Raw genomic sequence first — 14,024 nt, 5'->3', positions numbered from 1 at the left:
TCATAAGGATCATAGCCATGAACCAGTTAACGAATCTTTCTTCTGAAACTTCTCTCTCCGCTCATGAACAGGAAGCCCGTGATCTAACACGGATTCTGCCCGCTTCACGTAAAGTCTATCTGCAAGGTTCCCGTCCTGATATTCAGGTACCCATGCGGGAAATTTCCTTAAGTGAAACCCCGACCAGTCTGGGTGGCGAACATAATCCACCTTTGATGGTCTATGACACTTCGGGTGTGTATACCGACCCCAACGTGACGATTGACCTGAACAAAGGTCTGCCGAATGTTCGTGAAAGCTGGATTGAACAGCGCAACGATAGCGAAATTCTGGATCAGCTCAGTTCTGAATTTGGCCGCCAGCGTTTACGCGACATCCGCACAGCCGCGATCCGTTTCGCACATATCCAAAAACCACGTAAAGCCAAACGTGGCTGCAACATTACCCAGATGCATTATGCCAAGCAAGGCATCATCACCCCGGAAATGGAATACATCGCCATTCGTGAAAACCTGCGCCAGCATGAAGGTGTCGATATGCGCCAACATCCGGGCCAGAATTTTGGTGCCCAGAATTTACGCGAAATCACGCCAGAATTTGTGCGTCAGGAAGTCGCCGCAGGACGCGCGATTATTCCGGCCAATATCAATCATCCGGAACTAGAACCGATGATCATCGGGCGTAATTTTTTGGTGAAAATCAATGCCAATATTGGTAATTCTGCACTCGGTTCAAGTATCGAAGAAGAAGTCTCGAAAATGACCTGGGCGACGCGCTGGGGTGCAGATACGATTATGGATCTGTCAACCGGCCAGAATATTCATGAAACCCGGGAATGGATTATCCGGAATTCTCCAGTGCCGATCGGAACCGTACCAATCTATCAGGCACTGGAAAAAGTCAATGGTGTGGCCGAAGACCTGACCTGGGAGATCTTTAAAGACACCCTGATTGAACAAGCCGAACAAGGCGTGGACTATTTCACCATTCATGCCGGCGTGCTTTTAAGATATGTACCGCTGACGGCCAACCGTTTGACCGGTATCGTATCGCGTGGCGGTTCGATCATGGCGCAGTGGTGTCTGGCACATCATCAGGAAAACTTCCTGTATACCCATTTCGATGAAATCTGCGAAATCATGAAAGCTTATGACGTATCGTTCAGTCTCGGCGATGGCCTACGTCCAGGCTGTGTGCAGGATGCCAATGACGAAGCACAATTTGCCGAACTCAGAACTTTGGGCGAACTGACCCATCGTGCCTGGGAGCATGATGTTCAAGTGATGATCGAAGGTCCGGGGCATGTCCCGATGCATATGATCAAGGAAAATATGGACCTGCAACTGGAAGTCTGTAAGGAAGCGCCATTTTATACCTTGGGGCCACTCACCACCGATATCGCACCGGGTTATGACCACATTACTTCAGCCATCGGCGCTGCGATGATTGGCTGGTATGGTACTGCAATGCTGTGTTATGTCACTCCTAAGGAGCATTTAGGCTTACCCAATAAAAAGGATGTCAAAGACGGCATTATTACCTACAAGATTGCCGCGCATGCAGCCGATCTGGCCAAAGGTCATCCGGGAGCACAGGCCCGGGATAATGCCCTGTCCAAGGCGCGTTTTGAGTTCCGCTGGGAAGACCAGTTTAACTTGAGTCTGGATCCGGACACGGCGCGCAGCATGCATGATGAAACCATGCCGAAAGCGGCGCATAAATCTGCGCACTTTTGTTCCATGTGCGGACCGAAGTTCTGTTCAATGAAGATTAGCCAGAATGTTCGTGATTATGCCAGTCAACAGGCTAATCCTGATCAGCCAGCAAGCTCTCAGGCCGAAATTGAAGCGGGTATGGATCAGATGAAAGCCAGCTTCCACAAATCTGGTCAAAATTTATACCACAAACTATAAAACTGTAAAAAAAACAGTTGTCTTCAAAAAAAACTCAGATAGGATGAAAATAAATCAATTCATTCTATCTGAGCATATGAATATTATTAAACAGGCCTCTTATAATAAAAAAGACTTTAGCGTAGAGGCACGTGAGTTCTTGTACCGGGGATTTATTCAGGTAGAACAAGTCAGCCTGAAACACCGTTTATTTAATCAGGAAAGCTCAACCCCTGTTTTGCAACGTGAGCTGATTCACCGGCCAGAAGCAGCGGGTGTGCTGATGTACAACCATCAACAGCAGAAATTCGGCCTGATTGAACAGTTCCGGATTGGTGGACTGGACGATATCGATTCTCCTTGGCAACTCGAAGTGATTGCTGGCGTTCTGGATGGCAATGAAGCGCCTGAAGCGTGCATCCGCCGCGAGGCACTTGAAGAATCAGGCTGTACCCTGGATGAGCTACAGCACATTTTCAGCTTCTATCCTTCCGCCGGAGCATGTTCCGAATTATTTCATTTATATGTGGCCCAGACCGAATTACCTGAACAGGGTGGTGTTTTTGGCATGCCGGATGAAGGTGAAAATATCCAGCTGCATATTCTGGATTATGCCGATATTCCGTCCTTGCTCACGAATGGTCGCTTAAGAAATGCACCTGTCATTATGGCCTTGCAATGGTTGCAACAACATATTCATACTGCAGGAATATGTCTAAGGGGAAAGACATGAGTTTTCAGCAGTCAAGCACACAGCCGGATTGGACCATTATCCAGATTTCTGATACTCATCTGATGGATCGGGAAGAGCTGGAATTTGCCCGGATGAATCCCGAGCAGAGTTTTCATGAAGTGATGCAGCAGATCCAACAACGTTTCCCCCAAATGGATGCACTGATTCATACCGGTGATCTGGCGCAGGTGCCGGTCGAACAGACTTATCAGCGCTATTTAGCATTTGTCCAGTCTTTAAACGTGCCGCATTATCAGATTCCAGGTAACCATGACGATTCTCGGGTGTTCCCTTTTCACCAGAATGCGAATCAGGTACATGCCATTCATTTTGGCACCTGGACCATGATCCTGTTAAATAGTGCTGTTCAAGGCAAGATCGATGGCTGGGTGGAACAGGCTCAACTCGATCAATTGGACCAATTATTGCTTGAATTTAAACATCAGCATGTCATTGTGGCTTGTCATCACCATCCTTTTGCGATGAAATCGCACTGGATTGATCAGCACCGGCTGAAAAATGCTGAAGATTTGAAAGATGTACTGGCTCGGCATCAGAATATCAAGCTGGTTCTGTTTGGTCATGTGCATCAGGATTCCTGTAACGAATGGCATGGTATCTACTTTTTATCCACGCCATCGACCAGTGTACAGTTTAAACCTAAAAGCGAAGATTTCGCGCTAGATCAGGCGGCACCAGGTTATCGTGTATTACATTTGCAACAAAATGGTGAGTTTGATACCTATATTGAACGGGTGGCATTGAGCCAGCAAAATATTAATACCGAAATTTCAGGTTATTAACTTTTCAATTTGTTTTTTTTGCATTACTTTATTGCAACCAAAGGAAATGTGATATGCATAGTCCAGACATCAAAGACTATCAATAAGCATAAAAAGTCTATATGATGACGGCCCCCATAGGAGGATAATCTTTCTACAGGGTGGATAAAAAACTGCATATCACCATATTTTTTGCGTAGCAATCATACGCATAGATGAGGAATGCCCTAAATGGCGAATGACAACCAAAATCAAGTCTTAGACAATCAAACTGATGTTGTAGAAGAGAAAGCTGCAAAGCGCGTACGCAAATCTAAGCCTAAAACGACTGACGGTGGTTCTACTGCTAGCTTATTTGGTATTGAACCTTATCAACCTAAAAAAAATGAAGAATACATGTCTGAAGGTCAGCTTGAGCATTTCCGCCAAATCTTGCTGGCTTGGAAAGCTGAGTTGATGTCAGAAGTGGATCGTACCCTGAATACGATGCAAGACGAAAATACTGCTCTTCCAGATGTGAATGACCGTGCGACTCAGGAAGAAGAATTTGCGATTGAGTTACGTACCCGTGACCGTGAACGTAAACTGATTCGTAAAATCGAACAGTCGATCGAAGCGATCCAGAATGATGACTATGGTTTCTGTGAAACCTGTGGTATCGAGATTGGTCTGCGTCGTTTAGAAGCACGTCCAACGGCTACTTTATGTATTGACTGCAAAACCCTTGCAGAGATCAAAGAGAAGCAAAATAACGGTTAAGCATGTCTTTAAGTAATCCCTCCCTGCCCCTCCCTTTAATAAAGGGAGGGAAAGCTGAAGTGAATTACGTGGGCCGGTTCGCGCCATCGCCAACCGGCCCTTTGCATTTTGGTTCCCTCATTACTGCTGTTGCCAGTTACTGCGATGCCAAAGCCAATCATGGTAAATGGCTGGTCCGGATTGAAGATACCGATATTCCTCGTATTTATCCCGGCAGCGAAGAGCATATTCTGCGTGCCATGGACGCCTTTCAGCTTGAACCTGATGCTGAGATCATTTTCCAGAAAGACCGTTTAGACATTTATGAAGATGTCATCCAGCAATTGCGTCAGCAGGGCTTGGTTTATGCCTGCCAATGTACCCGTAAAATGCTCGGTTCCAATCATATCTATCAGGATACCTGCCGTGACTTGGGTCTGGCTTTTGAGCATCAGGCCATTCGTTTAAAAGTTGAGGATGTTGAAATCTGTTTTGAAGACCGGCTGCAAGGTCGGCACTGTTCAGAACTAAAAAAAGATCTGGGGGACTTTGTCTTAAAACGTCGTGATGGCATTATTAATTACCAGCTGGCTGTAGTGGTCGATGATTATCTGCAAGGTATGACCCATGTGGTACGTGGGGCTGATCTTTTAGATAATACTGAACGACAAATTTATTTGGGGCAGCTACTCGGTTATCCGCAGCTGAGCTATATGCATCTGCCGCTGGCAATGAATGATCAGGGACAAAAACTGTCAAAACAGAATCTGGCCCAAGCCCTGGATTTAACTCAGGCGCCACAATTATTAAAACAGGCACTTAAGGCTTTACATCAGGCCGAAGTTGATCTGGATACTCCGCAACGGATGCTGCAACAGGCAGTGGCGCAATGGGATATCGAGCAGATTCCACATACAACTGAGCTACAAGGTCACTATTTATAAAAACAGCCTTTCACTTAAGCTAGACTTCTATAATGACAAATAGATAGAAAGAAGAGTATGTTTTTTATTTTTGGCATCGGCCCTAAAACCAAAACAATTGAAAAAAGCCAGTTTCTGTGTCCAGTCTGCCGTACCCGTTCGGGCTATGAGCTGAAACAGCAGCGTAATTATTTTTCTTTGTTTTTTATTCCCTTGATTCCACTTTCCAAGCCTAAAACTGCTTTTGTGACCTGTTCCAATTGTGGAACCGCAATGCCGAGCACGGTACTGGACCATGCTCAGCCAGAGCCAGGACGGAACTCCAATCTAGAAGCTTGATTCTTCGCGGCTTGGATTGACCTGGCGTGTGGTTGAATCAATTTTCAGAATCAGACTGATCATGACCGCACAGATAATCAGGGATGAACCGCCATAACTGATAAATGGCAGCGTCAAACCTTTGGTCGGCAACATGCCCATATTCATGCCGGCATTCACCAGAATCTGTAATAGGAAAATGATACTGATACCATAGGCCAGATAGCCGGCACGCAGATATTGATGCTGCAAGGCACGATGCCCGATACGGATACAGCAAACCAGCATGGTGAAGGACAAAATCAGGATGGTCGAAATACCTAAAAAGCCAAATTCTTCACCCAAAATTGCCAGCATGAAATCGGTATGTGCCTCAGGCAAATAAGACATTTTCTGGATACTGTGTCCCAGACCGACCCCCGCCCATTCACCACGACCAAAGGCCATCAGGGCATTGGAGAGCTGATAACCGGTACCTAGTGGATCTTCCCAAGGATTTGAAAAAGACAGCAGACGTTGCAGACGATACGGTTCTAACAGAATCGCGGCAGCAAAGGCGCCGACCAGGGTCATAAAGGCCACACCGAACTGAATCCACGGCGCACCCGCCAGAAAGAACACGCCAAGCATGGTTAAGGTAATTACCACGGTTGCACCCAGGTCAGGCTCGAGAATAATCAAACCGACGGTAGCACCCATGATGGCACTTAAACGGACCAAACCCTTGATATTATTCCGCACTTCTTCCGCACGGCGTACCACATAGTCTGCGGTAAAAATCGCCATCATCACTTTAGCGACTTCCGAAGCCTGTAAGGTAAAGCCTGCGACCCGAATCCAGCGTTTGGAACCATTGACTTCCGTTCCGACAAACAGCACCGCCACCAAAAGTACGATGGTAATAATCCATAAAAAGAAAGTATTATTAAACCAGACTTTTAAGGGGATTTTATAAGCCAGCAAAGCTGCTAGGGCAGCGACAAAAATTGAAATTCCGTGCCGACTAATATAATGAAACGGATTTTCGTGCATACGTTCTGCATAGGGCATCGAGGCAGACGCCACCATGATCGAGCCAATACAGAGCAAAGCCAATACACAAAAAATCAATACATTCCGTGGATTCACTTCAGCAGGTATTCTGGGTACCCAGTGCGTATAAAATTGATTTAATTTATTGATCGTAGTCTGAGCAAACCCAGCCATATCACGAATCCTTGTTATTCTTAATTGAGTTCATTCACATACGCAACAAACTTGCGACCACGCTCAGGATAACCCGAGAACATATCAAAACTTGCGCATGCAGGAGACAATAGCACGACATCATAGGTATGGGTGTGCTTTTGGCAGATTTCTACCGCCTGCTGCAGGCTGTTCGCATGGATGAGTTCAGTCGTACCCGCAATCGCTGTTTCAATGACGGGACGATCTTCACCGATCAACACGGCCACTTTGGCATATTTAGCGAGTGATTCACGCAAGGCTTTAAAATCCTGACCCTTACCTTGTCCACCAAGAATAATCGCGACCTTACCGCCTTGGGCTTCAATCGCCATGCCTAGACCATCTAGCGCCGCCAAGGTTGCTCCAATATTAGTACCTTTGGAGTCGTTATAATAACGTACGCCTTGCACTTCTTTAACGAATTCACAGCGATGTTCCAGACCTTTAAAAGTCTTTAAAGTGTCAAGCATACGGTCCAGTGGTAAACCAATCGCCTCACCCAGTGCCAGACAGGCCAAGGCATTGGCAACATTATGCGTGCCCTGCATATACATCTCGGTACTTTTCAGCAGACGCTCACGACCACGCGCCAGCCAGATGCTGCCATCGGTATCTTTGAGAATACCGTACTGGTTCATATCTGGCGCATTTAGACCAAAGCTTTGCATCGGTGTTACGTCTGGTACCAACGGACGGGTCAAAGAGTCATCACGGTTATATACGACTTTTTTCACACCCTGGAAAATCCGGTGTTTCGCCGTGTGATAACCCATCATATCGCCATGACGATCCAGATGATCTTCACTCATGTTCAACACTACCGCGACTTCAGCCGCCAGATTTGAGGTGGTTTCCAGCTGGAAACTGGACAGCTCGAGAATATACAGTTCAGGATCATCTTTGGTCAGGTCTAACGCAGGACGGCCTAAGTTACCACCGACGGCAACTTTTTTGCCTGCATCCGCTGCCATCAAGCCAATCAAGGTCGTTACGGTACTTTTGGCATTAGAACCGGTAATCGCCACAATAGGCTTATCCGTAGCACGGCGTAAAATCTGGATTTCACTGACTACTGGAATGCCATTGTTAATCGCTGCCTGAATTTCAGGAAGTTTAGGATCAAGCCCCGGGCTGATCACGATTTCTTCTGCAGACAACAACAGCTCGGCATCAAACTGACCAAAACTGGTCTGAACCTCAGCGGGTATCTGGTCATGTCCTGGCGGATTGGCTCTAGAATCTGTTACTGCAACGCGGTAGCCCTGACTATGCAAGAAATTGACTGCTGCAACACCTGATATTCCGAGTCCTGCAACGACTTTTAACCCACCACGTTGTATTAACATTTTCGCCCCATATTTTGGTCTATTTTGAAACTGACGAAATGGTAGCACTTTGCTGTTTTGAATGCCTTTTCTGATTGGCTTTTCTGCACATTTTTTTGTGTCCATGCGTAAAAAAACCGTCATGATCATGACGGTTTTTAAAATTTAGCTCGAAAAGGAAATTATTTCCATTTTACCGCTTGTTGGGCTGGCTTTTCCTCTACACTTTTTTCTGAAACTGGGCAGGCACAGTTGCCACCACAGCCTGCAGCTATACCCGGTTGCAGCCATTTGGCCAGACGCTGCCAGCCCTTGGCTGCGCAGGCATCAGACAGCTTCTGGAAGACTGAGTTAGAGGTGTTCGGAAACACCTTTTTAAAGACAACCAGCATGCTCCAAAGCACCAGTGCTGTCACAATTAGAATTTCAATCATCTCAATCTCCCATACGTATACAATGCAGCAAACTCAACTGGTCAAGGCCAATCTGAGATTTAGCCTAAATAATATGAAGCAATTTGATAAGTCAGGAATGACATGAAATATGCCAGACCAAACAGGTAAACAGTCATGATACTGACAGTTTTCCAGGAACCGGTTTCACGTTTCACCGTTGCTAGGGTCGCCAGACAATGCGGTGCATAAATAAACCACACCAACAAAGACAAACCTGTCGCCACTGACCAGCCCAGATCGCCTCCACCGCTGATCAGTGCAGCCAAACCTTCAGACATCGCATCTTCATCAACTGCCGACATCGCATACACTGTACCCAGTGCTGCAACGACCACTTCACGCGCTGCCATCGCCGGAATCAGGGCAATACAGATCTGCCAGTTAAAACCGAGCGGTGCAAAGATCGGCTGCATCAGATGACCGAGCATCCCTGCCAATGAATAATCAATGGCCGGCAAGGTTGCGCCTTCTGGCGGCTGTGGGAAAGTACACAAGAACCACAGTACAATCGATAATGCGAAGATGATGCCACCGACCCGTTTCAAGAAGATTTTGCCGCGATCCAGCAAGCCGATCCAGACGTTCTTCAGGTCCGGAAAACGGTAGCTTGGCAGTTCCATCAATAACATGTGCTGTGATTTATCTTTGTGGAAGAATTTCAACACAAAAGACACCAGCAAGGCACTCACGATACCCGCCATATACAGACCAAACAGCACCAGACCTTGCAGATTGAGGAAACCCCAAACAGTTTGTGATGGTATAAATGCTGCAATCAGCAAGGCATAAACTGGCAAGCGCGCCGAACAGGTCATTAAGGGTGCAACAAAAATCGTGGTTAAACGATCTCGCGGATCACTAATGGTACGCGAAGCCATAATCCCCGGAATGGCACAGGCAAAGCTGGACAATAATGGAATAAAGGCACGTCCTGACAAGCCTGCTTTAAACATCAGCTTATCTAATAGAAAAGCAGCACGCGGTAAATAACCTGATTCTTCCAGTACCAGAATAAAGAAGAACAGAATCAGAATTTGCGGCAGGAATACTACCACTCCGCCGGCACCGGCAATAATCCCGTCCACCACCAGACTATTCAGTAAGGGATGCGAAATATATTCGCCGAGGAACTCACCCAGCCAGCCAAAGAAGGTTTCAATCCCATCCATAAACGGCGCAGCCCAAGCAAATACCGCCTGGAAAATCACAAACATCATCACGGCCAGACTAATTAAGCCCAGTACCGGATGCAGAAAAATCCTGTCAAGAAAATCGGTACGTTTATCTTCCTGATCGACGAAATTGACGACGTCATTCAGAATGTTTTCCACGCGCTGGTGACTGTCGCCTTTCAAGCCGCTGAGTTCGGTCTGGGGTACAGAATACTTGCCTTGATCCAGGGCGTTTTTCAGGTTTTCAATGCCTGAACTGCGCACAGCCACCGTTTCTACCACAGGTACGCCCAGTCGCTCAGACAGCTTCTGAGTATTGATCTGCATGCCACGCCGGCGTGCTTCATCCATCATGTTCAGCACGACCAGCACTGGACGACCCAGCGCAATCATTTCCAGCACCAGACCCAAATGCAATTTCAGATTGGTGGCATCTACCACACACAAAAATGCATCCTGCTCCTGCTCTTCCGCAATTTTACCTTGTACCACATTGCGGGTGATTTCTTCATCCGGACTGGTCGCATCCAGACTATAGGTTCCCGGCAAATCCAGTACCCGTACCGCTTTGCCTGAGGCAAGCTGAAACGTACCGACTTTACGTTCAACCGTCACACCCGCATAGTTACCGACTTTTTGGCGTGTTCCGGTTAAATGGTTGAATAATGAAGTTTTACCGCAGTTAGGGTTACCGACAAGGGCAATACGTAATGTATCACTCATGCCGACACCGCCTGTTCGATTTCAATTTTGGCTGCTTCTGATTTACGCAAAGCAAAACGTGTGAATCCAACTTGAATCAAAATGGGATCTCCACCAAAAATACCTTTAGTAATGACCTGTACCTTTGTACCTGGTACAAAGCCTAAAGTTTCCAAACGACTCGCGACGACATCGTGTAGAGCACTTTCACCATCAGTTGTTCGACTCACTTTTCGAATGATGGCAATTTGTTTTGCTTTTAAATCAGACAAACGCACCGTGAAATTCCTAAACTATTTTGTACAGTATACAAACAAATGAGAATAATTAACAAATAAGATTAATTACATTTCGATTTAGCCTTATACCACATCGACACTGTCATAAAATTACACTACAGTGGAGAATACCAATCCCGATTATCGCTTTTTCAGATCAGATCCTTTCACCCTATGCTGAATAAAAAACCCCGTATTCCTGCCCCTGTCCAGATTCCTGATGCGTTCAGTTATTTACAGGGTTTTCGTGATTATCTGATTGCACAAACAGTCAGCCCGCATACCCGCAATGCCTATTTGTCCGATCTGGTGCAATGTGCAGAATGCCTGAGCAAGCCTCTGCCGGAATGGAATCATGATGATATTTCCGATGTGCTGATTGCACTGACCAAACAGCAAAAAAGTCCACGTTCGATTGCCCGCTGCCTGTCTGCCTTGCGTTCATTTTATAAATTTCTGCGTGAGCAAAAACTGCGTAGCGACAATCCGGTGGCTGCACATAAAACCCCAAAACTGGGCCGGGCCTTACCCAAAGATCTCTCCGAAGCAGATGTCGAAGCCTTAATTCATGCCCCGGATATCAACACGGCATTAGGGCTGCGCGATCGTGCCATGTTTGAAGTGCTGTATGCCTGCGGACTTCGGGTGACCGAACTGATTAACCTGCGTCTGGAACTGATCAATTTAAAACAGGGTTATTTACGGATTGTCGGTAAAGGCAATAAAGAACGTCTGGTGCCGATGGGACAAATGGCCTGTGAATGGGTAGAAAAATATCTGAATGAAGCCCGTCCGCAACTGTATAAAACTTCGACCGATTATCTGTTTTTGACCCAGCATGGCGGCATCATGAGCCGGCAGAATTTCTGGTATGCCATTAAGCGTTATGCGCTGCAGGCCGGAATTCAATCCGAACTGTCACCGCATACCTTGCGCCATGCCTTTGCCACCCATTTACTCAATCATGGCGCAGACTTACGTGTGGTACAGATGTTACTCGGACATAGTGATCTGTCTACCACCCAGATTTATACTCATGTGGCGCAGGTACGGATGCAACAGCTACACGCGACCCATCATCCACGAGCTTAAATTAGATCCGGACGGAATAAACTGAGAAGTTTGACGTGTGGCTATTTTTTTTTGTTATGCTAATGCTCTGTTTTTAATCCAAGAAGAAAAGGGTTTTTTATGACATTTGCCCGCTCAAAAATTTTTATGGCTTGCACACTTGCTGCTGGTTTGGGTCTGACTGCGTGTTCCAATTCCACTAATAACGATAAAAAGCAAGAGTTGACTGCAAGCGCACCGGCGACGGGCGAAGCCTCTACCCTGACAGAACGTAATGCAGAACAGCGTCTGGCTTCTACGCTGGAAAAGCATTTCAAAACTGCTGGCATCAATGCCAAAATTACCGAAATTAAAGCTACTGAAGTGCCAAACCTGTACTGGGTGAGTCTGGAAGGCATGTCTGCGGTCTATGTCACCAGTGACGGTAAATACCTGATTCAGGGCGATGTGATCCGTCTCGGCGATAAACAGCTGCACAATGTCAGCGAGAACCTGCAAGCAGGCATCAACAATAAACTCTTTGCTGAACTCAAGCCAGCCGACTTACTGGTCTATCCAGCTAAAGGCAAAGCCAAGCATGTGGTTTATGTGTTTACCGATGTCAGCTGTCCGTATTGCCATAAATTCCATGAGCAAATGGATGAGATGAATGCCAAAGGCATTGAAGTGCGTTATATCGCCTGGCCGCGTGGTGAACAGCATATGCCGGCCATGGAAGCAATCTGGTGCAGTGCCGACCGTCGCAGTGCCTTTGACCAAGCGATTGCGGGTGCACAGATTAGTACAAAGAAATGTGAAAATCCTGTTCAAGATCAATATCAAATGGGTCTGAATATGGGCGTGAATGGCACCCCTGCCATTTATAATTCAGAAGGTACTTATCTGGGCGGTTACCTGTCTACATCGGAATTATTGAATCGGCTTAAATAACTCATTTTAATACGTTATTTAACTTTATTTTATAGATAAAGATATTCTGAAATGACCCTAGAGTCAGGCGGGTTTTTTAGCTATGATCTAGGCTCTTGTAAAAAACTGTTTATATTTGGAGTGTGACGTGAAACCAGTTCGTCTGGCAATCCTCGGTCTTGGTACTGTAGGTGGTGGTGCCTTGAAACTATTAAAAGAAAATGCTGCTGAGATCAAACGTCGCACCGGTCGTGAAATTGAAATTACCCATGTAGGCACCCGTCGTCCACGTCCTGATCTGGATCTACCAGAATCGGTTAAACAAAGTGCCGACTTGATGGACATCGTCCGTCAACCTGATGTAGACGTGGTGGTTGAAGTGATGGGCGGAATTCATCCTGCTTTTGAAATTATTATGGAAGCCATGAAACATGGCAAACATATTGTAACGGCCAACAAAGCGCTCTTGGCTGAACATGGTAATGAACTGTTTAAAGCGGCTGAAGACAATGCCGTACAGATTGCCTATGAAGCCGCAGTGGCTGGTGGTATCCCAATTATTAAAGTGATTCGTGAAGGTCTGGCAGCCAACAAGATTGAATGGCTGGCCGGTATTATTAACGGCACGGGTAACTTCATTCTCAGTGAAATGCGTGAAAAAGGCCGTGCTTTTGAAGATGTGCTGAAAGAGGCTCAAGAACTGGGTTATGCTGAAGCTGATCCGACCTTTGATGTGGAAGGTATTGATGCTGCGCACAAGCTCACCATTCTGGCCTCATGTGCCTTTGGTATTCCGCTACAGTTTGACAAAGTCTTTACTGAAGGCATTGGCAAAGTCACTGCACAAGACGTGAAATATGCCGAAGACCTCGGTTTCCGGATTAAACACCTGGGTATTGCACGCCGTACCGATGCCGGGATTGAACTCCGTGTACACCCGACCCTGATTCCAGATGACCAGCTGATTGCCAATGTTAACGGCGTGAAAAATGCGGTTCTGGTACAAGCGAATGCGGTTGGCCCAACACTGTACTATGGTGCTGGCGCGGGTGCGGGACCAACGGCTTCTGCGGTTGTTGCCGATGTGGTTGATATTGTCCGTGACATTATTTACACAGAAGACGGCGCAGGAACCATTCCGCAACTGGCCTTCGAAGCGCTCAGTGATTTACCGATCTTGAGTCGTGAACAAATGACCACCGGCTATTACATCCGTATTAATGCCGAAGATCAGATGGGCGTGCTCGCTGATGTGACCACGATTCTCAGTCGTGCCGGCATCAGTATTGATGCGATCATGCAGCAACCACGTTTATCCAAAGACCTTATTCCTATCGTGATTCTGACTGATCCAGTCAAGGAATCAAAAATGGATGCAGCGCTTTCACAAATTCAAGCATTACCCGTCATTCATGGCGAAATTGTACGAATTCGTTTAGAATCGCTTGATAATTAATCGGGTTGAGGGGAGGATTCCCCTTGCCAAGCTCTACACACAA

14 protein-coding genes are annotated in these 14,024 nt (G+C 46.6%); 9 read left to right on the top strand and 5 right to left on the bottom strand.

The genetic code is table 11. The features are described from left to right. Positions 1 to 17 precede the first annotated feature (17 nt). The 6 genes from thiC (at position 18) to ACNPNW_RS03630 (ending at position 5,407) form a co-directional block, all read left to right on the top strand. Entirely contained in the window at positions 18 to 1,913 is a 1,896-nt protein-coding gene (thiC, locus tag ACNPNW_RS03655) for a phosphomethylpyrimidine synthase ThiC (protein ID WP_180037284.1), read from the top strand. Between the two features lie 76 nt (positions 1,914 to 1,989). Further along, complete coding sequence (locus ACNPNW_RS03650; RefSeq protein WP_180037285.1) at positions 1,990 to 2,625, top strand: NUDIX domain-containing protein; 636 nt, start codon at positions 1,990 to 1,992, stop codon at positions 2,623 to 2,625. Continuing rightward, a complete protein-coding gene (locus ACNPNW_RS03645; protein WP_448766542.1) occupies positions 2,622 to 3,428 on the top strand; it encodes a metallophosphoesterase in 807 nt (268 codons plus the stop codon). Before ACNPNW_RS03650 ends, ACNPNW_RS03645 begins: the two co-directional genes overlap by 4 nt. A gap of 210 nt (positions 3,429 to 3,638) precedes the next feature. Next, positions 3,639 to 4,166, top strand: a complete 528-nt coding sequence (gene dksA / locus ACNPNW_RS03640; protein WP_448766541.1) for an RNA polymerase-binding protein DksA — start codon at positions 3,639 to 3,641, stop codon at positions 4,164 to 4,166. 2 nt (positions 4,167 to 4,168) lie between these two features. Then, positions 4,169 to 5,089 carry a tRNA glutamyl-Q(34) synthetase GluQRS gene (gene gluQRS / locus ACNPNW_RS03635; protein WP_448766540.1) on the top strand — a complete coding sequence of 307 codons (921 nt, stop codon included), beginning with the start codon at positions 4,169 to 4,171 and terminating at the stop codon, positions 5,087 to 5,089. A gap of 57 nt (positions 5,090 to 5,146) precedes the next feature. Then, a complete protein-coding gene (locus tag ACNPNW_RS03630; RefSeq protein ID WP_420937569.1) occupies positions 5,147 to 5,407 on the top strand; it encodes a zinc ribbon domain-containing protein in 261 nt (86 codons plus the stop codon). Here the strand turns inward: ACNPNW_RS03630 and ftsW are convergent. The 5 genes from ftsW to ACNPNW_RS03605 form a co-directional block, all read right to left on the bottom strand. Next, positions 5,396 to 6,592, bottom strand: coding sequence for a putative lipid II flippase FtsW (ftsW, locus tag ACNPNW_RS03625; RefSeq protein ID WP_448766539.1), 1,197 nt, complete (start codon positions 6,590 to 6,592; stop codon positions 5,396 to 5,398). The genes ACNPNW_RS03630 and ftsW overlap by 12 nt on opposite strands. Before the next feature lie 20 nt (positions 6,593 to 6,612). After that, positions 6,613 to 7,959 (bottom strand): UDP-N-acetylmuramoyl-L-alanine--D-glutamate ligase, encoded by a 1,347-nt coding sequence (murD, locus tag ACNPNW_RS03620; protein WP_448766538.1) that lies wholly within the window; start codon positions 7,957 to 7,959, stop codon positions 6,613 to 6,615. 161 nt (positions 7,960 to 8,120) lie between these two features. Next, the gene (locus tag ACNPNW_RS03615) at positions 8,121 to 8,372 is read right to left on the bottom strand and encodes a DUF6587 family protein (protein WP_420937567.1); all 252 of its coding nucleotides are present in this window, start codon (positions 8,370 to 8,372) and stop codon (positions 8,121 to 8,123) included. 59 nt (positions 8,373 to 8,431) lie between these two features. Beyond that, positions 8,432 to 10,288: a ferrous iron transporter B gene (gene feoB, locus ACNPNW_RS03610; RefSeq protein ID WP_420937566.1), complete on the bottom strand. Its 1,857-nt coding sequence runs from the start codon at positions 10,286 to 10,288 to the stop codon at positions 8,432 to 8,434. Next, a complete protein-coding gene (locus tag ACNPNW_RS03605) occupies positions 10,285 to 10,545 on the bottom strand; it encodes a FeoA family protein (RefSeq protein WP_004281065.1) in 261 nt (86 codons plus the stop codon). Before ACNPNW_RS03605 ends, feoB begins: the two co-directional genes overlap by 4 nt. A gap of 174 nt (positions 10,546 to 10,719) precedes the next feature. Between ACNPNW_RS03605 and xerD the strand changes: the two genes are divergently transcribed. From xerD to ACNPNW_RS03590, 3 genes are all read left to right on the top strand, one after another. Next, positions 10,720 to 11,637: a site-specific tyrosine recombinase XerD gene (xerD, locus tag ACNPNW_RS03600; protein WP_253102044.1), complete on the top strand. Its 918-nt coding sequence runs from the start codon at positions 10,720 to 10,722 to the stop codon at positions 11,635 to 11,637. A 99-nt stretch (positions 11,638 to 11,736) separates the two neighbouring features. Beyond that, on the top strand, positions 11,737 to 12,546 hold the full coding sequence (locus ACNPNW_RS03595) for a DsbC family protein (protein WP_448766537.1): 810 nt from the start codon (positions 11,737 to 11,739) through the stop codon (positions 12,544 to 12,546). A 127-nt stretch (positions 12,547 to 12,673) separates the two neighbouring features. After that, positions 12,674 to 13,981 carry a homoserine dehydrogenase gene (locus ACNPNW_RS03590; protein WP_034438395.1) on the top strand — a complete coding sequence of 436 codons (1,308 nt, stop codon included), beginning with the start codon at positions 12,674 to 12,676 and terminating at the stop codon, positions 13,979 to 13,981. Positions 13,982 to 14,024: the final 43 nt, after the last annotated feature.

This window comes from Acinetobacter endophylla (genome assembly GCF_053543775.1).
The sequence above is the reverse complement of the archived record's forward strand: the minus strand, read 5'-3'. Positions and strand labels throughout refer to the sequence as shown.

Bases quoted from the DNA above. Each gene is read 5' to 3' on its own strand.
- thiC (WP_180037284.1), top strand. From the start codon at position 18: ATGAACCAGTTAACGAATCTTTCTTCTGAAACTTCTCTCTCCGCTCAT.
- ACNPNW_RS03650 (WP_180037285.1), top strand. From the start codon at position 1,990: ATGAATATTATTAAACAGGCCTCTTATAATAAAAAAGACTTTAGCGTA.
- ACNPNW_RS03645 (WP_448766542.1), top strand. From the start codon at position 2,622: ATGAGTTTTCAGCAGTCAAGCACACAGCCGGATTGGACCATTATCCAG.
- dksA (WP_448766541.1), top strand. From the start codon at position 3,639: ATGGCGAATGACAACCAAAATCAAGTCTTAGACAATCAAACTGATGTT.
- gluQRS (WP_448766540.1), top strand. From the start codon at position 4,169: ATGTCTTTAAGTAATCCCTCCCTGCCCCTCCCTTTAATAAAGGGAGGG.
- ACNPNW_RS03630 (WP_420937569.1), top strand. From the start codon at position 5,147: ATGTTTTTTATTTTTGGCATCGGCCCTAAAACCAAAACAATTGAAAAA.
- ftsW (WP_448766539.1), bottom strand. From the start codon at position 6,592: ATGGCTGGGTTTGCTCAGACTACGATCAATAAATTAAATCAATTTTAT.
- murD (WP_448766538.1), bottom strand. From the start codon at position 7,959: ATGTTAATACAACGTGGTGGGTTAAAAGTCGTTGCAGGACTCGGAATA.
- ACNPNW_RS03615 (WP_420937567.1), bottom strand. From the start codon at position 8,372: ATGATTGAAATTCTAATTGTGACAGCACTGGTGCTTTGGAGCATGCTG.
- feoB (WP_420937566.1), bottom strand. From the start codon at position 10,288: ATGAGTGATACATTACGTATTGCCCTTGTCGGTAACCCTAACTGCGGT.
- xerD (WP_253102044.1), top strand. From the start codon at position 10,720: ATGCTGAATAAAAAACCCCGTATTCCTGCCCCTGTCCAGATTCCTGAT.
- ACNPNW_RS03595 (WP_448766537.1), top strand. From the start codon at position 11,737: ATGACATTTGCCCGCTCAAAAATTTTTATGGCTTGCACACTTGCTGCT.